Source organism: Pseudomonas sp. NA-150 (genome assembly GCF_044336365.1).
Lineage (GTDB): Bacteria > Pseudomonadota > Gammaproteobacteria > Pseudomonadales > Pseudomonadaceae > Aquipseudomonas.
Genome location: NZ_CP172305.1, coordinates 452,498 through 469,802, shown reverse-complemented (window position 1 = coordinate 469,802; position 17,305 = coordinate 452,498). Strand labels below are relative to the sequence as shown.

Annotated in this window: 17 protein-coding genes and 1 pseudogene; 12 read left to right on the top strand and 6 right to left on the bottom strand. The window is 58.7% G+C overall.

Annotated elements, in window-relative coordinates; translation table 11 throughout:
• Positions 1 to 44 precede the first annotated feature (44 nt).
• The 6 genes from ACF0H7_RS02315 to ACF0H7_RS02290 all read left to right on the top strand — a co-directional run bounded on the left by ACF0H7_RS02315 (position 45) and on the right by ACF0H7_RS02290 (position 4,646).
• On the top strand, positions 45 to 503 hold the full coding sequence (locus ACF0H7_RS02315) for a GNAT family N-acetyltransferase (RefSeq protein WP_397451205.1): 459 nt from the start codon (positions 45 to 47) through the stop codon (positions 501 to 503).
• Positions 504 to 793: 290 nt separating this feature from the next.
• On the top strand, positions 794 to 1,441 hold the full coding sequence (locus ACF0H7_RS02310) for a DedA family protein (RefSeq protein WP_397451204.1): 648 nt from the start codon (positions 794 to 796) through the stop codon (positions 1,439 to 1,441).
• Positions 1,442 to 1,447: 6 nt separating this feature from the next.
• Entirely contained in the window at positions 1,448 to 2,260 is an 813-nt protein-coding gene (locus ACF0H7_RS02305) for a zinc-dependent peptidase (RefSeq protein WP_397451203.1), read from the top strand.
• A gap of 112 nt (positions 2,261 to 2,372) precedes the next feature.
• Positions 2,373 to 2,900, top strand: a complete 528-nt coding sequence (ppa, locus tag ACF0H7_RS02300) for an inorganic diphosphatase (RefSeq protein WP_397451202.1) — start codon at positions 2,373 to 2,375, stop codon at positions 2,898 to 2,900.
• Between the two features lie 238 nt (positions 2,901 to 3,138).
• Positions 3,139 to 3,870: a helix-turn-helix transcriptional regulator gene (locus ACF0H7_RS02295; protein ID WP_397451201.1), complete on the top strand. Its 732-nt coding sequence runs from the start codon at positions 3,139 to 3,141 to the stop codon at positions 3,868 to 3,870.
• A 611-nt stretch (positions 3,871 to 4,481) separates the two neighbouring features.
• Positions 4,482 to 4,646: a hypothetical protein gene (locus tag ACF0H7_RS02290; RefSeq protein ID WP_397451200.1), complete on the top strand. Its 165-nt coding sequence runs from the start codon at positions 4,482 to 4,484 to the stop codon at positions 4,644 to 4,646.
• A gap of 68 nt (positions 4,647 to 4,714) precedes the next feature.
• Here ACF0H7_RS02290 and ACF0H7_RS02285 read toward each other — a convergent pair whose 3' ends face one another.
• Both ACF0H7_RS02285 and ACF0H7_RS02280 read right to left on the bottom strand, forming a co-directional pair.
• The gene (locus ACF0H7_RS02285; protein WP_397451199.1) at positions 4,715 to 6,067 is read right to left on the bottom strand and encodes an MFS transporter; all 1,353 of its coding nucleotides are present in this window, start codon (positions 6,065 to 6,067) and stop codon (positions 4,715 to 4,717) included.
• 186 nt (positions 6,068 to 6,253) lie between these two features.
• Entirely contained in the window at positions 6,254 to 7,291 is a 1,038-nt protein-coding gene (locus ACF0H7_RS02280; RefSeq protein ID WP_397451198.1) for a LacI family DNA-binding transcriptional regulator, read from the bottom strand.
• A 280-nt stretch (positions 7,292 to 7,571) separates the two neighbouring features.
• Here ACF0H7_RS02280 and ACF0H7_RS02275 point away from each other — a divergent pair, with 280 nt between their 5' ends.
• Complete coding sequence (locus ACF0H7_RS02275; RefSeq protein ID WP_397451197.1) at positions 7,572 to 9,356, top strand: IlvD/Edd family dehydratase; 1,785 nt, start codon at positions 7,572 to 7,574, stop codon at positions 9,354 to 9,356.
• A 30-nt stretch (positions 9,357 to 9,386) separates the two neighbouring features.
• Positions 9,387 to 10,604 carry a fumarylacetoacetate hydrolase family protein gene (locus ACF0H7_RS02270; RefSeq protein WP_397451196.1) on the top strand — a complete coding sequence of 406 codons (1,218 nt, stop codon included), beginning with the start codon at positions 9,387 to 9,389 and terminating at the stop codon, positions 10,602 to 10,604.
• Positions 10,605 to 10,716: 112 nt separating this feature from the next.
• On the opposite strand, the pseudogene ACF0H7_RS02265 reads toward ACF0H7_RS02270, so the two are convergent.
• The 4 genes and pseudogenes from ACF0H7_RS02265 to ACF0H7_RS02250 form a co-directional block, all read right to left on the bottom strand.
• Positions 10,717 to 10,842 (bottom strand): annotated as a pseudogene (locus ACF0H7_RS02265) (transcriptional regulator); the annotation flags it as partial.
• Between the two features lie 78 nt (positions 10,843 to 10,920).
• Positions 10,921 to 11,613 (bottom strand): sensor histidine kinase, encoded by a 693-nt coding sequence (locus tag ACF0H7_RS02260; protein WP_397451195.1) that lies wholly within the window; start codon positions 11,611 to 11,613, stop codon positions 10,921 to 10,923.
• On the bottom strand, positions 11,610 to 13,214 hold the full coding sequence (locus tag ACF0H7_RS02255; protein ID WP_397451194.1) for a response regulator: 1,605 nt from the start codon (positions 13,212 to 13,214) through the stop codon (positions 11,610 to 11,612). Before ACF0H7_RS02255 ends, ACF0H7_RS02260 begins: the two co-directional genes overlap by 4 nt.
• Positions 13,215 to 13,635: 421 nt before the next feature.
• Entirely contained in the window at positions 13,636 to 13,899 is a 264-nt protein-coding gene (locus tag ACF0H7_RS02250; RefSeq protein ID WP_397451193.1) for a DUF2790 domain-containing protein, read from the bottom strand.
• Between the two features lie 279 nt (positions 13,900 to 14,178).
• Here ACF0H7_RS02250 and ACF0H7_RS02245 point away from each other — a divergent pair, with 279 nt between their 5' ends.
• The 4 genes from ACF0H7_RS02245 to ACF0H7_RS02230 are packed head-to-tail and all read left to right on the top strand — an operon-like array spanning position 14,179 to position 17,178.
• Entirely contained in the window at positions 14,179 to 15,420 is a 1,242-nt protein-coding gene (locus ACF0H7_RS02245) for a SpoIIE family protein phosphatase (protein ID WP_397451192.1), read from the top strand.
• A complete protein-coding gene (locus ACF0H7_RS02240; RefSeq protein WP_397451191.1) occupies positions 15,417 to 15,980 on the top strand; it encodes a SiaB family protein kinase in 564 nt (187 codons plus the stop codon). The genes ACF0H7_RS02245 and ACF0H7_RS02240 overlap by 4 nt, the downstream gene beginning before the upstream one ends.
• Positions 15,981 to 16,001: 21 nt before the next feature.
• The gene (locus tag ACF0H7_RS02235; RefSeq protein ID WP_397451190.1) at positions 16,002 to 16,391 is read left to right on the top strand and encodes a DUF1987 domain-containing protein; all 390 of its coding nucleotides are present in this window, start codon (positions 16,002 to 16,004) and stop codon (positions 16,389 to 16,391) included.
• 7 nt (positions 16,392 to 16,398) lie between these two features.
• A complete protein-coding gene (locus ACF0H7_RS02230) occupies positions 16,399 to 17,178 on the top strand; it encodes a GGDEF domain-containing protein (protein ID WP_397451189.1) in 780 nt (259 codons plus the stop codon).
• The last annotated feature ends 127 nt before the right edge of the window (positions 17,179 to 17,305 follow it).

Genomic DNA, 17,305 nt, shown 5'->3' with positions numbered 1-17,305 from the left:
CGAGCCGTTTACGGTCATCCCCCATTGTGAAGTGAGACCCCAATATGCGGATCATCCAAGCCACGCTGGACCATCTCGACCTGTTAACCCCTCTGTTCGTCAAATATCGCGAGTTCTACGGCGAGCTGCCGTTCCCGGATTCGTCCCGCGCCTTCCTGGAAAAGCGCCTGCGCCGTAAAGAGTCAGTGATTTACCTGGCCCTGCACGACGAAGATGACAACAAGCTGATGGGCTTCTGCCAGCTCTACCCGAGTTACTCCTCGCTGTCGCTCAAGCGCGTATGGATCCTCAACGACATCTACGTCGCCGAAGACGCCCGCCGCATGCTGGTCGCCGACCACCTGATCAAAAGCGCGAAAAAAATGGCCAAGGAAACCCAGGCCGTGCGCATGCGCGTTTCCACCAGCAGCAACAACGAAGTTGCGCGCAAGACTTACGAATCCATCGGCTTCCGCGTCGACACGCAGTTCATCAACTATGTGTTGCCGATCAGCGAAGATTGAAATCACATCCCCTGTAGGCGCTGCCGAAGGTTTGGGCCGCACTCGGACGATAGGCCGGAACGGCCCCCCGACCAATGGTTCGCAGCCTTCGGCAGCGCCTACAGATTATTCCTGCAGTGCCAGCACCTCCTGCATCCAGGCAACATCTGGTAACCCTCGCAGTCTCAATTCCGACACTTTATTCACACATTGAGCGACAAACTGCTCAAGCGAGGCTCGTTTATCACCCTATAATGCAGCCCTTTCCAAGCGCTCGACCCAAGGCCGGGTCATCCACACAGGTGCCGTACATGGATTTCAACCCGCTCGACATTATTCTGCATCTCGATGTTTACCTCGACATGCTCGTCACCAATTACGGCACCTGGGTCTACGCGATCCTGTTCCTGGTGATCTTCTGTGAAACCGGCCTGGTGGTGACGCCTTTCTTGCCTGGCGACTCCCTGCTGTTTATCGCGGGCGCAGTGGCGGCCGGCGGTGGCATGGACCCCTACCTGCTCGGTGGGTTATTGATGCTCGCGGCGATACTCGGCGACAGCACCAACTACGTCATTGGCCGAACGGCGGGCGAAAAACTGTTCAGTAACCCGAATTCGAAGATCTTCCGCCGTGACTACCTGCAAAAGACCCACGACTTTTACGAGGTTCATGGCGGTAAAACCGTGACCCTGGCGCGCTTCCTGCCGATCGTCCGCACCTTCGCGCCATTCGTGGCCGGCGTGGGCAAGATGCCGTATCTGCGCTTCTTCTTCTTTAGCGTGGTCGGCACCATTGCTTGGGTTGGCGGCTTGGTGGCCTTGGGCTATTTCTTCGGCAACGTGCCATTCATCAAGAAGAATCTGTCGCTGCTGGTGGTGGCAATCATCCTGCTGTCGCTGATCCCTATGATCATCGGCATGGTGCGCAGCCGAATGGGCCGTTCCGCCAACGCCCGCTGATCCACGATGTGGTCGCTTAACGGCTGGCGTCGACGCCGGGTTCTCGCCCGGCACCCCGTCGATCAAGCTGTCTGGAATCGAATTCGGCAACGAATCGCGATTCTCGACGGCTTGAATGCCGAACAGGACCAACGTCTGCGCGACAACTGCGTATTTTTCCTGCAAGACAAACACCTGAACGCCCTGCCCGGGGTCGACCTGGACGATGAGCAACGCCTGTTCCTAGCCGCCCAGGCCCAATTGCCGCTGCTCAACCTGGGCGACCTCAACTGGTATCAGGGCTTTCACGAACTGCTGCTGTACCCCGATGACTTCGTCAGCCCACAGCGACACCGCGACCCCAGCGGCGTCGAGCATGAGTGGGATGCCGAGCACAGCGGCGAAGCCTGGTTGCAAGGTCCGGTGATTCTGGCGTGGCCAGGGGTGCTGGCCAGTGGTGGTTGGGACGCTTATAACCTGGTGATCCACGAACTGGCGCACAAGCTCGATATGCTCAATGGCACCGCCAACGGCATGCCGCCCTTGCACCGCGACATGCACGGCAAAGACTGGGCAAAAGCCATGCAAAGCGCCTACGACCACATGAACCGACAACTGGACCACGACCCGGACGCTGTAACCGCCATCGATCCCTACGCGGCGGAAAACCCCGCCGAATTCTTCGCAGTGACCAGCGAATACTTCTTCAGCGCCCCGGACGTCCTCGCCGAAGCCTACCCAGCCGTGTATCAGCAACTCAAAGGCTTCTATCGGCAAGACACACTCGCCCGCCTGCGACACCTGCAACACGAACATCCGGCCTATACGTCGCACCACTAAGCTGCGCTCCATCGCCATCCGTAGCGCCAGATTTTAAATATGCCTATAATCGCGGCCACTTTTTGGTCTTTATGACCAAAGCCTGACTGGTTAACTACGGGGGCAACGCCCAATGAGCTACAGCAAGATTCCGGCTGGTAAAGACCTGCCGAACGACATCTACGTCGCGATCGAAATTCCGGCCAACCACGCGCCGATCAAATACGAAATCGACAAAGAAACCGATTGCCTGTTCGTTGACCGTTTCATGGCCACCCCTATGTTCTACCCGGCCAACTACGGTTTCATCCCGAACACCCTGGCAGACGACGGTGACCCCCTCGACGTGCTGGTCGTGACCCCTTACCCGGTCTCGCCAGGCTCGGTGATCCGCGCACGTCCAGTCGGCATCCTGCACATGACCGACGACGGCGGCGGCGATGCCAAAGTCATCGCAGTCCCGCACGACAAGCTGTCGCAACTGTACGTCGACGTCAAAGAGTACACCGACCTGCCACCTCTGCTGCTTGAGCAGATCAAGCACTTCTTCGAGAACTACAAAGACCTCGAAAAAGGCAAGTGGGTGAAGATCGAAGGTTGGGGTGACGCAGAAGCAGCCCGCACCGAAATCATGAAGTCGGTCAAGGCTTTCAAAGGCTGATCCACTGACGAGGCCACCTCGGTAGCCTCGTGAAAAAGCCCCGGCATCCTCTACGGACACCGGGGCTTTTTTTCGCCTCGAATCCGGCCGGTTTACTCAAAATGAAACACTCCCGGAAACCCCCTACAGCACCCGGGAAAACCTGTAGTCCAGCTGTTCAGCACAGGACCTGACTCACCTCTCATTTGAACACCTCGTTTATTTAAACAGCCCCGAGACCTCCGTAGACTCGGCGTTTATGAATACATCAGGTGATCGCTTACGCGCCCTCCTTCGGGAGTGCCATCTCTCCGCCACGGACTTCGCTGCCAACCGCAACGTGACGCCGCAGCACGTCAACAACTGGTTCAAACGCGGCATCCCCATGGCGCGCATGCAAGAAGTGGCCGAACTACTAACCGTCAACGTTCGCTGGCTGCGCAGCGGCGAAGGCTCCAAACATCCCGGCGACGAACCGGAAACCATCGACGACAACCCGGCCGACCACCCCCAGACCGAGCCGGCCCCGGAATACGTCCACCTGCCACTGGTCAAGGAGATACAAGCCAGCGCAGGGCTGGACCAGACCATCGTCTCCGAAGTCGTCGGTCGCACCCTGCGCCTGCCGCTGTGGACCCTGCAGGCCGTCGGCGTCGAGCCGAGCGACGCGGTCTGCGCGCCGATGATCGGCAACAGCATGGCCGAGAAAATCCAGGACGGCTCCGTCATCGGCATCGACCGTGGGCTCACCCACATCACCGACGGCGAAATCTACGCCCTCGAACACGACGGCATGCTCCGTGTGAAATACCTCTATCGCCTGCCAGGCGGCGCCCTGCGCCTGCGCAGCCACAACAGCGGCGAATACCCGGACGAAATATTCGCCGCAGAACAAATTCAGCAACAAAATATCCAGATCATCGGATGGGTTTTCTGGTGGTCAACATTAAACACCCGCCGACGACCGGCATCGTTTCGGGTAGGCGCATAAACAGAAGGTGTAGCGGTCCGGCTTCCTCTGTGGGAGATTCGGTGTTTTCGGGCAACACACTTGCCCCCTGTAGGAGCTGCCGAAGGCTGCGATCGGCTGCGAAGCAGTCGTGTTCTCAGCTTTGCTGAAGGTCCTTCGGACCTTATCGCAGCCTGCGGCAGCTCCTACAGGGGATCTGCGTTGTGCGCAGCGTTGCGCCATACACAAATCCTCTGTGCCAGGCTTGCCTGCGAGAGCGCCCCACCAGTCGGCCGATAAAGAATGATTGGTCCAAAAGCTGGGCATCCCCTCCAAACCCCAGTATGATCCGCGCCACGTTTTACCGACGCGAGCAACACCCTCGCCTCGTACCCCTATCCCGTCGATCCCCTGCGGATCGCACACTTTGAAGGCGGATGCGGTTTACCAAAAATAAACCAAGCCCGTCCCCGAGAAGCCGGCCACAAGCCGGCTTTTTAATGCCTGAAATAATCCTGCCCCATCCGAGAATCCTCCTGATAGCCTAGCTATTCCGGGCGTTTCAGACATGCCCTTGTCCAATGGTGTTCAACGCCATCTGACCTCATCCGACGATGAAGTGGGGGGACAGAAGGGACAATAAGGGGAAACCAATGGGTAAGCTGAGTCCGAAACAAGTCGAAAACCTGACCGAACCTGGCACTAGTTGCAAAAGCAGCCTCGGCCTGGCAATCGGCGCTTTTGCCGGTGGCGCTTACTGCGTGGTATTGATTGCGGCCTTATTGTTGCCCGAAACCAAGGGCAGGACGCTGGACTGACAGGTAACGCCCCTTTGTGACCCAAAGGGGCGACTATCGGTTGATCGCTGCAACCTTTGCGAGCAGGGCTACGCCTTGACGTCCTTCGCCAGCATCGCCTTCGGAATCAACAGAATCAGTACACAACTCACCAACAAACACCCACCCAGCACATAGGTGCCGTTGTTCATATCACCGGTCAGGGTTTCGGCCATGGCGGTGATCATCGAGCCGGTGAACCCCGACAGGTTGCCGATCGCATTGATCATGCCGATACCCGCAGCCGCCGCCACGCCCGACAGCACTGTGCCCGGCAATGTCCAGAAAATCGGCATGAGGCTCAACAAGCCGGAAGCTGAAACGCTGAGGAAGAAAATCGATACCGGCAGGTTGTGGGCAAAGATGGCGCTGCAGATCAACCCTATGCCGCCGATGAAAGCGGGAATGGCCGCGTGCAGTCGGCGCTCTCCGGTTTTGTTGGAGTGCCACGCGTTCAAGGTCATGGCCACGATGGCGGTGAGGTAAGGAATCGCGGTCAGCAAACCGATGTGCAGGGTGTTGGAAATCCCCGTGGACTTGATGATGGTCGGCATCCAGAACGCTAGCCCGTAAAAGCCGGTGTTGAACGTCAGCAATATCAACACCAGCAACCAGACCCGCCCGTTAAACAGCACATCGCGAAGACCGGAAGCCTTGCTGGTCTTCTCTTGGTTGAGGTTGTTCTTGAGCATGCTTTTTTCTGCGGGGGTCAGCCATTTGGCTTTGTCGATGTTGTCGACCAGCATAGTCACTACCACGACGGCCATTACCAGCGACGGAATGCCTTCGATAAGCAGCATCCACTGCCAGCCCGCCAAGCCGTGCACACCTTGCATGGCGCCCATCAACCACCCGGAAAGAATCCCGCCCAGGGTCAGGCTGATCGGCATGGCCATGAGAAAACCGGCCATCACGCGGCTCTGCCGATGGGTCGGGAACCAGTAGTTGAGGTAGAGGATCACGCCAGGGAAAAAACCGGCTTCGCATATCCCGAGCAGGAAGCGCAGCACGTAGAACGTCGTTTCTGATTCAACGTGAAAGAATTTCGCCAGAGGCACTGTGAACGCCACGGCAACCGAGACGATGCTCCAGCTGATCATGATCCGGGCAATCCACAGCCGTGCGCCAAACCGATGCAGCAACAGGTTGCTCGGGACTTCAAAGAGGAAATATCCCCAGAAGAAAATACTCGCACCGAGGGCGTAAACGGTATTGCTGAACTGCAGATCGTTGAGCATATCAAGCTTGGCGAAGCCGATATTCACACGGTCCAGGTACGCCGCCATGTAACAGAACAACAGGATCGGCAAGATGCGCAGGATGACCTTTCGGTAGGTCCGATCCTCAAAGGTAAGCTCCGCCGAGCCCTCCCCTTCGAGGGGACGCTGAGATACTGATTCCATGTGTTGGACCTCAAGGCACGTTGTCATGCCGATTGTTTTTGTTTTTGGCTTGCGACCTTGAGTCGTAGGGACTGATGTTGAGTCATCCGCACGAAGAGCAGGAATCTGCAAGAGGCTTGTTACCGGTAACATTTTTAATTTAGCAATTAGTTTCACGGCAATGCAAGCAGGCCCGCTTAAAAATTTTCAGGTGCTTTCGCGCGCCAGGATCTTGAATTCGACGACGTCGGATTCGCGCGGACGTGGCAGCCCAAGCCGTTGTGCCGAGGCACTGGCCAGCAGCAATTGCCCCGCGCGCCGGCCAATACCATAGGGATCGACCGAGACAGTGGTGATGGTTGGCGTGCAATAACGCGAGACTTCGAAGTCGCCAAATCCGGCGATTGCAACGTCACTCGGCACGCTCAAGCCTTGTCGATGGCACTCCATGACCGCCCCGAACGCCGACAGGTCACTGACGCACATCACTGCGTCGGTATCCGGCCACTTTTCCAGTAACCGCTTCACTGACTCGCCACCATGGCTCATGGTGATCGGCGACTCGCCATACTCCATCACTCGCGGCTCACTTACCCCCAGCGCGGCGACAGCCTGCAAGTAACCTTGCTGACGCTGCTGACCACGGTGGTCGAGGACCGAGGCGCCACCGATGTAGCCGATCCGCCGATATCCGCGCTCGATCAAGTGCTCGTACAGGGCAGCAGCGGCTGCCACGTTGGAGAAACCGACGGACTGTTCAATCGGATCAGTGGGGATATCCCAGGTTTCAACCACGGGAACCTGCGCCTGGCGTAACAGCTTGCGCGTTTCCTCCAGGTGCGCGCTGCCGGTCAGCATCACCCCTACCGGGCGATGACGCAGCAACGTGCGCACCAGCAAGGCTTCCTGTTCCAGGTGGTAATCCGTGTCGCCCAACAGCAAGCACAGGCCATGCTCGCGGACGATGTCGTTGAGACCGCGCACGGTGTCGGCGAAGTTCGAGCTCGCCAAAGACGGTACCAAGGCCACGATAAACTCGGAGCGCCCGGTAGAAAGGGTCCCGGCGGAGGCATCCGGCAAGTAACCGAGGCTTTCAATCGCCGCGTGGACCGCCGCCTGGGTACGCTCCGATACATCGCGACCGGCCAGGACTCTGGACACGGTCATCTTCGAAACGCCCGCCAGTTTGGCGACATCGGCCATACGCGGCGGCGTGGTGATTTTGCCTGATTCCTCGTGACTCATGGACGCCCTGTTTTCCTGAAGAATGACCCAGCGAAAGATAAAACCCTGCTGCTGGCGCTGACGGCCGCCGATTATACATGCTGATTATCCCCGCCCGGTTATCCATCCCGAAACCGCAGCCCGCAGGCCACTTGCGGCGCCTGATGAAGTTGAATGCAGGTCTTTACAAAAAAATTGTTACCGGTAACATCGGATCAAATCGAATGCTTGCGGCTGCTTCATCCCTCTCGTTTTCACTCGTCAGCAGCCGGTTATGTCCATCTAACAAGAGATAAAAACCATGCCTGAAAACACTCCTCTGCCCCTCAGAAGCCAGCAATGGTTTGACGATCCCAGTCATGCCGACATGACTGCGCTGTACGTCGAGCGCTTCATGAATTACGGCATGACGCGCGAGGAGTTACAGTCCGGCAGGCCGATCATTGGTATTGCACAGACCGGCAGCGACCTCGCCCCGTGCAACCGCCATCACATCGAACTCTCGCAACGCACCAAGGCCGGCATTCGCGATGCCGGCGGCATTCCCATGGAATTTCCCGTGCACCCGATGGCCGAACAAAGCCGTCGGCCCACCGCCGCACTCGATCGCAATCTGGCTTATCTGGGCCTGGTCGAGGTTCTCCACGGTTTCCCGCTGGATGGCGTGGTGCTGACCACTGGATGCGACAAGACCACACCCGCCTGCCTTATGGCTGCGGCGACCGTTGATTTGCCGGCGATCGTATTGTCGGGCGGCCCGATGCTTGACGGTCATTACAAGGGCCAGTTGATTGGCTCCGGCACCGTGCTCTGGCATGCACGCAATCTGCTGGCCAGCGGTGAGATCGACTACGAAGGTTTCATGGAAATGACTACGGCGGCCTCGCCGTCGATTGGTCACTGCAACACCATGGGCACAGCCTTGTCGATGAACGCCCTCGCCGAAGCGCTGGGGATGTCCTTGCCGGGCTGCGCGAGCATTCCAGCGGCCTATCGTGAGCGCGGACAAATGGCCTATGCCACCGGCAAACGCATCGTCGAGATGGTGCGCCAGGATATTCGCCCGTCTCAGATCATGACCCGCGAGGCCTTTGAGAACGCCATCGCGGTAGCGTCGGCCTTGGGCGCCTCGACCAATTGCCCGCCGCACCTGATCGCCATCGCTCGGCACACCGGCATCGATCTTGGGCTGGAAGACTGGCAGCGCGTCGGTGAAGACGTGCCATTGCTGGTCAACTGCATGCCGGCCGGCAAATACCTTGGCGAAGGCTTCCACCGCGCTGGTGGTGTGCCTGCTGTGATGCACGAACTGCAGAAAGCCGGCCTGCTGCATGAAGACTGCGGCACGGTTTCAGGCAAGACCATCGGTGAGATCGTCAGCAACGCGGCCGCCAGTGATACCGACGTTATTCACTCTTATCAGGACCCGCTGATTCAGCGAGCCGGGTTCATCGTCTTGAGCGGCAACTTCTTCGACAGCGCGATCATGAAGATGTCGGTGGTGGGCGAAGCGTTCCGCAAAACCTACCTGTCGGAACCGGGCGCGGAAAACAGCTTCGAAGCCAGAGCGATCGTTTTTGAAGGCCCCGAGGACTACCACGCACGGATCAACGACCCTGCTTTGGACATCGACGAGCGCTGCATTCTGGTGATCCGTGGCTGCGGTACCGTGGGTTATCCAGGCAGCGCCGAAGTGGTCAACATGGCGCCGCCAGCGGCCCTGATAAAACGCGGGATCGATTCGTTACCGTGCCTGGGCGATGGTCGCCAGAGCGGCACCTCCGCCAGCCCGTCAATCCTCAACATGTCGCCTGAAGCGGCCGTCGGTGGCGGCCTGGCGCTGCTGAAAACCAATGACCGGCTGCGTGTCGATCTCAATGCCCGCCGTGTCGACCTGCTGGTCGACGAAAGTGAAATGGCACGTCGCCAGGCGGAGTTCAAGCCATCGTTCCCGGCGTCGCAAACCCCTTGGCAGGAACTCTACCGGCAACTGGTTGGCCAACTGTCCACCGGTGGTTGCCTGGAGCCCGCCACCTTGCACCTGCGGGTTATCGCCCGTAGCGGCAATCCACGTCATTCCCACTGAGTCGACCACTTCCACTAGAGGGTTTCGTCAATGTCCCAAACATCCACGGCAACGACGTTGTCGGAGTTGAATGTACTGGCCCAGGATCTGGCCCAAGGCACCTGGATCAGCCGCGTCTGGATTCCCGGCAACACGGCGGGGCCAGCTGTGGTCCTGCTCAGAGACGGTCAGGTGTACGACATCAGCGCTCGGGTTGCGACCGTATCAGCGCTGCTTGAGCTGGATGATCCCGTCAGTTATCTGCGCAGCTTGCCGTTGCAGCAATCGTTGATTGGCTTCGACGAACTGCTGCGCAACAGCGACGCTTCCTTGCGCGACGACAGTCAGCCATGGTTGCTGGCGCCGATTGACCTGCAAGCGGTGAAGGCCGCCGGTGTGACCTTCGCCACCAGCATGCTGGAGCGTGTCGTCGAAGAACAGGCCAAGGGTGACCCGGCCAAGGCAGAGAGCATTCGCGCCAGCCTGGTAGAAAGCATTGGCATCGACCTCGGACAAATCGTACCCGGTTCACTCCAGGCCGCCACCCTCAAAGAAGTACTGATCAGCAAGGGGATGTGGTCGCAATACCTCGAAGTGGGCATCGGCCCGGACGCCGAAGTATTCACCAAGGCTCAGCCGCTGTCGGCGGTAGGTTACGGGTCGGCGATTGGCATTCATCCGAAATCCAGCTGGAACAATCCCGAACCCGAAGTGGTGGTGGTGGTATCCAGCCGCGGCAAGGTACAGGGCGCGACGCTGGGCAATGACGTTAACCTGCGTGACTTCGAAGGCCGCAGTGCCCTGCTGCTGTCCAAGGCCAAAGACAACAATGCCTCGACCGCCCTCGGGCCATTTCTGCGTCTGTTCGATGAGACGTTCAGTATCGACGACGTGCGCGCTGCCGAGGTGTCTCTGCGGGTAGTCGGCAAGGACGGTTTCATCATGGACGGCAGCAGCTCGATGAACCAGATCAGCCGCGATCCGCTGGATCTCGTCGCACAAACCCTCAATGAGAACCACCAATACCCGGATGGCTTCGTGCTGTTTCTCGGCACCCTGTTTGCGCCGAAGCAAGACCGCGACCAACCGGGCGGTGGCTTCACCCACAAAGAGGGCGACATGGTCGCCATCAGCAGCGCCAAATTCGGCACGTTGGTCAATCGGGTAACAACCAGCGACCGCGCACCGGCATGGCAGATGGGCTACCGCGCCTTGCTGGAAAACCTGGATGGGCGAGGATTGGTTTCGGCGGCGTTCAAGCCGCGTTAATACCGGTAGCGGCGACGTATCCTGTAGGAGCTGCCGAAGGCTGCGATAAGGCCAGAACAATTGACGCGTTCTAGTGCCATTCGCAGCCTTCGGCAGCTCCTACAGAGATAGAAGCTCGGGCGACGACGCCCATCGCCTTGGCGATGTAGCCCGCATCCCCTGTCTCAAACGCGTCAGCTACAAAGACCGCAATAGACTCTGGGTCGCTGAGTGACGCAGCGGGGTCATATTCAAACAGGGGTTCGCTCGTTCTTCGCTCCTCTGACTGGCTAAAATTCTTGTCAGATCAATCACACGACTCTAGCTACCTCCCCCCTCACGGCAACCAAACCCGAAACTCGCCCCCACCCAACGCGCCACCATTACCAATCTCAATCCGCCCCTTCACCCCGCCGCGCTCATGCAATTCCGCTATTCGCGCCGCGAAGTACAACCCCAATCCGGTACTGCCACTGCTCTGATTGATGCCCAGCACATAGTCCATCTGGCTCTCAATCATCTGCGCCGGATAGCCAGGGCCATCGTCGTTGATCGCCAACACCAGCTGCCCGTCTTCCTCGGCAACGCTGATCGATATCGCACTGCGCGCATAGCGAATTGCGTTGGTGACGATGTTGGAGATCACTGAGCCAATCAGTTCGCGATCAAAAAAACCCAGCGGGCTGAAGTCGTCGATGTGGTAGCTGGCGGCGATGCCGCGGCTGTCGAGGACTTCCTGGTGACAGGCGAGTTGGGCCTCGATGAAGTCGTCGAGTTCGTGGTAGTCGGGGCGCAGCGGGAGTTGGTTGACACCCAGTTTGTAAAGGCCGAGCAGTTGCACGAGCATGCCGTTGAGGTGGGCGAATTCGTATTCGATGACCCCATGTTCAGGGGTTTCTCGCTGGCTGTCGGGCAGCCGCGCCAGCCACTGGCTGTGGGCCTGAATGAGCATCGCCAGCGAGTTTTTCATGTCATGCACGGTGGAGGCGATGACAGTGGAGAAGTCGAGGCCTTTGCTCATGTCATTCATTCGCCCAGCACCTTGATTCGCAGTTTTTCATAACGCGGGTAGCGTGGGTCGGTGTCGGGCATTTTGTCGATCATGTTCAGGCCGGATCGACACTCTTCAAACACAGCGGGCGGCAGTATGGCGCTTGCGCCGTGCAGCAGCGATTGCACCAGGTTGAGGGCGATGCTGATGTTTTTCGGTTGCAACGCCAGCGCTTTACGGAACAACTCCTGGGCTTCAGCGAGGTTGGCCGCTTTGTAGCTGCGCACGCCTTGCAGGTTGAGGTCGACGGCGGCCTTGCTGGCGCCAAGGATCGCCGGGTCGTCAGTCAGGCGGGCGATGCCTTGCATGACAACCGGGTCGTCGCCGTAAATCTCGCCGACGCTTTTCAGGACGGCGGTGCCGGCTTCTTCATGCCCGAGTTTTTGCAATTGTGCGGCGACGGCCAGCGCAGCGTCGGCGGAGAGGAACTGCTCCATGCCATCGAGGCGCGCCATGGCTTGCTCGACGAGTTTCCCCGCCGTTTCAGGGTCGGACTTGAACATGCTGGTGGCTTTCATCAGCCGCGCGCGCACCTGCAGCCCTTGGTCGCCTTCGTTTTGTTTGGCGACTTCGCTCAGCGTCTGGTTGATCTCCAGCCGGGTGCGGGTGTCGAGCCCCTGCTCACCGCCTTTGCTGATCAGTGCCTGAGCGAGGCCGAGGTTGCTTTCCGGGTTCTTGAACCGTGAATGCTGCCCTTGAGCCACCGCCTGGCGATACGCGCGGGAGGCGCTTTCGAAGTCTTCGTTGGCCAGCGCGAGTTTGCCCAACATTGTTTGTCGCCGTACCGCCAGTGGCGACAGACGCACCGCTTCATTCAGCACGCTTTGCGCGCGTTTGGTCTCGCCACGGGCGACCAGCACTTCGGCCATGCCGTCGTAGAGTGCCGGCAGCATCGGGAACGCTTTAAGCGCCACTTCGTAAACTGCCTGCGCCTCTTTCATCTGACCGCGCTTGAATAGCAAGGCACCCAGTGCCGCATGCGCCCAAGGGGTAGGACGGTCGGCGAGGATGCCCTTGAGAAATTTCTCCAGCGTCTCATGTTGGTTCAGATCGCGCAGGGCGTCGGCACGATAGCGCAGGCACAACGGTGCATAACGTGGGTCTTGCTGACACAGCGCGGCACAGGCGGACAACACTTCGGCAGGCTTGCCGCGGTCGAGGGCTTGCAGGATCGGCTTGAGCAGGTTTTTGCGCTGCACCAGTTTGTCCAGGCGCTGGGCCAGGCCGGAGCGGTTGAACGGCTTGGACAGATACGCATCCGGCTCGTGCTCAAGGGCGCTGAGCACCATGGCCTGGCTGGTCTCGGCCGTGACCATGACAAATATGCTTTCGTGACTGATCAGCTTGTCGATCATCAGGTCTTCAAGCACCTGTTGGCCGTTCTTCTTGCCGTCGCCCAAGTGATAGTCGTGCAGGATGAAGTCATAGCGCTTCTGGCCGCACATGCGCAGCGCCTGCTCACCAGTGTCGGCGGTGTCTACTTCCTTGACGCCCAGCTCACGCAGCATGGACCTGACTGAACTGCGAAAATCGGAGAAATCGTCGACGATAAGAAAGCTTTTTTGGTGATACGCCAACATCGAAGATTCCTGACACGGGAAATAGGAGATGAACTCAACGCAAGACAACAACGGCTCAACATCAATGCGCCAGCACGCAATTCTACACAATCGCGCGGCGCAGCTTGCTAACCGTCAACGTACCGGACAAATGGATTTGTCCCTGGCAGCGTTCTTTTCGTTGGCACCCGTCATCATATCGGCGGCTACCGGCAGTTCTTCAGAGGTTTCCACTGCGACCTTAGTCACGCTATGGACATGTGTGAGCGGGCCGTATCGCAGGCCGAAGGGAGGGCGACGCTGTTTATCAGGGGGATTTGCCGATGCATCGAGGAGGTGCAGCATCAACCGGCGCGGCTAGCGTCTCTGCGGCACAAGGCGTTACAGAGAGCCAGCTGGCGTCGGTCTATGTTTGATGTTCCAACCTGGGGACAGCTGCGACTTAACCGTTGCAACCATCGCCCACGACTTGATAATCAAGTTCGTGTTTCAAACCGGTGGAATCCAGGTAAATCATTTTTTCCGGTACCACGTCGCAGCTGTTAGCGGGTGTCGATACAGACAGCACTTTGGAAATATCCAGATGCGTCCCGTATTTATAATTATCCACTTTGGCCATCGACGCCTGGTGAGCCGTGTCAGAGCCAGCTGCCATTGCGGTATTAAGGAAAGCCAACAACACTGCGCCTACGAATAAAGCTTTCATGAGTCCACCTCGTTATATGAGTAAAAAATGTATGTCTGAGCTGATGTGCAGAGCTATTTGCGAGTGCTCTTGCGTTGGACATACGTTACGAGATGGGCGACAGCGCAACCATTGTACCTAGGTGTTCGGCGCTCATACGTTGGAGCCAGCACCCTATACCTTGGTTTTAAACTGGCCAGTATCAGGCTCCTTTTGTCCTGAAAATCGAACGTCTGTCACACGATCGACATAATGGCGACTTAATATCACACGCTCCTTCGGCCAATGGATGAGCTTTCCATGAACGCTCCGTTCTCGCCTTTCCGACGCCCTCAAACGCCGGGAGATCACCGGTGTGCCGGTGATTTGTGTCAGGACGTGCCCGCGATAGACGTGTCGGGCTCCAATTCGCAAGTGATGGAGATGTTCTCGCAACGAGACATCACCAGCCTGGCCGTGCTTGAGAACGAGCGACCGATCGGGCTAATCAACCGCAATATCTTTTTGTCGCAGATGAGTAAGCCGTTTCACCGCGAGCTGTACGACAAGAAGAGTTGCATCGCCTTCATGGACAAGGAACCGCTGATCGTCGACGCCGGAATGAGCATCGAGGCGCTGACCTTCAAAACCGTGGAAGTGGGCGAGAAGGCCTTGGCCGACGGTTTCATCGTGACGCGCGACGGTTGTTTTGCCGGACTGGGTAATGGCCTGCAATTGATGGCCGTGGTCGCCGCGCTGCAGGAAGAAAAAAATCGCCAGATCATGCAGAGCATCGAGTACGCCAGCGTCATCCAGCGCGCCATGCTCCGCGCCTCACGGGAAACCCTGGCCTCTACCCTGCGTGACGCCGCATTGCTGTGGGCGCCGCGAGATGTGGTCGGCGGCGATTTCTATCATTTCGTCACCCAGGAAGACGGCTGGTTCGGTGCCGTGGCGGACTGCACCGGGCATGGCGTGCCGGGGGCGTTCATGACATTGATCGCTTCATCGTCGCTGTCCAAAGCGCTGGAACAACACGGCCCACGCAATCCGGCGGCGTTGTTGGCGGCGGTCAATCGCAGCGTCAAAGGCCTGCTGGGTCAGGTCAATGGCGTCGATGACACCCCGGAATCCAACGACGGCCTCGATGCCGCGTTTTTCTGGTTCGACACCGACCGTTCAGAACTGACCTTCGCCGGTGCGCGAATCGGCCTGCATATCCTCAGCCCGGGTGCCGACACATTTGACACCCTTGGCGGACAGCGCATGGGCGTTGGTTACGTGGACAGTGACGCCGACTACCAGTGGACGCAAACCACGGTTCCGCTGCCGGCCGACAGTTTGCTGTTCATCACCACCGACGGTTTAACCGATCAGATCGGCGGCCCGCGCCAAATCGCTTTCGGCAAGCGTCGCGCCCATGACGTGATCATCGAGCATCGTGACCAACCCGCCAGTGCCATCGCCGAGCAGCTGAAACAGGCTCTCGACACGTGGCAAGGCACGCAAAACCGTCGCGATGACGTGACCCTATTTTGTGCTCGCATTCAGGACAAACTATGAGTGTTTCGTCTCTCTCCGTGCAGGACTGCGCCTTCCTTGAGCTGGCTCAGCAACGCAACGTGATTTTTTATCACATGGGTTATTTCTCCCATAACATCGTCACCGCGATGGCCGAGGTGGTGAAGCTGCAGTTGGAGGTCTCCGGGGTTAGCGGGCCTACGCGACGCAAGCTGTTTTCCTCGTTCGTCGAGCTGTCGCAGAACATCATTCATTACTCGTCAGAAGCGCTGGCTGCCGAAGAACCGCCGGCCCTGCGCCAGGGCGCGGTGTGCATTACCGCCGAGGGCGAGCACCACTTGATGTTGTGCGCCAACCCCATTGCCACGCGGGACGTGGAAGCGTTGCGCGGCAAGCTTGAGCCGCTGCGTGAGATGTCGCTGGAAGAGATCAAGCAGGCCTACAAGGTCTCGCTGCGAGCGGAAACGCCGGTTGACAGCAAGGGCGCAGGGTTAGGTTTTCTGACCATGGCCCGGGATGCAAGCGCACCACTGGATTTCGCTTTTCATCCACGCGCCGATGATCCCGACACCACGCTGTTTTGTCTCAAAGCCATTATCTGAACAAGAAGAGCGACACGAGCCATGGATAATCTGCATATCGCCGCAACGGCCACCTCCCCGGAAGTCGATTTCCGCTTCGACGCGCATCTGCTGTCGCTGACTGGCGAGTCGTACCCGGAAAACGCTGCGGCGTTCTACACCCCGATCCTTCAGCAGTTGAACGCTTATCTGGCGTCCTGCAACGGTGTTTCGATCATCGCCAACGTGGCGCTGGCCTACTTCAACAGTTCGAGCACCAAGATGCTGTTCAGCATCTTCGACGCCCTGGACCGCTCAGTGCAGGCCGGTAACAAAGTGCAGATGAATTGGTATCACGACGAAGAAGACGACACGATTTTCGAGTTCGGCGAGGAGCTGCGCGCGGATTTCCAGTCGATCGACTTCATCGATCACCCGGTTGCCACTCAGTGAGGATGTCATGCCTGCTTTAGCTTCGTCTGCAGACGCGCCCTCGGGCGACGTGCCGGACCTGTTCGAAAGCGAGAATGCTGCGCTTGAGAAGGCTCGCGCGACGCTGGCCGCAGCTGAAGGCGGCGCACAGGTGTATCGCCAATCGCTAAAGGAATTGAGCACGCATTTCGAGCGTCTGATGCGCGAGACACGGCGTCTGATTGGCCGCAGCGACCGGGCCGAACGCGAAATGAACGCGCTGAACTTGCAGTTGCACACCCTCGCCCAGCAGCTCGAACACCGCGCGACCCATGACGCCCTGACCGGGATTCTGAACCGCGGCGCGGTGATCGAACTGGCGGCCAAGGCCCTGCGCGAAGGCAGCGTGGTGATGATCGTACTGGACATCGACTACTTCAAACGCATCAACGACGAATTCGGTCACCCCACCGGCGATGCCGTGATCCAGGGCATCGTCACCTGCCTGCGCCACATCGTCAAAGACGCCGGCATTATCGGCCGGGTCGGCGGCGAAGAGTTCACCGTGTTGCTGCCGGCCTTTGAGCTGGACGCTGCCGTGAGCCTGGCCGAAGCCATGCGCGACGCAGTCGCCCGTCATGTATTCCCTACGCCTGTGGATCGCTGCATCACCGCCAGTTTTGGAGTGAGCATCAGCCCCGGCGGCACCGAGTTCGACCACGCCTACGGCCTTGCGGATGCCGCCTTGTACAGCGCAAAACGGCTTGGGCGCAATCGGGTTGAAGTGGCGGGCCGGGAAACAAGCTATCCCGCAGACTTGATTCTTTGAGTTTTCATCGAAATTCAAACGAATCACTAAAGCCTGAATCGTCACCCAAATGGATTGCTTTTAAACTATCGGCTTCTGCTATGGTCAACTGAATTCATCTCCTCCTCGCCGGCGTCTTTTCAGCGGC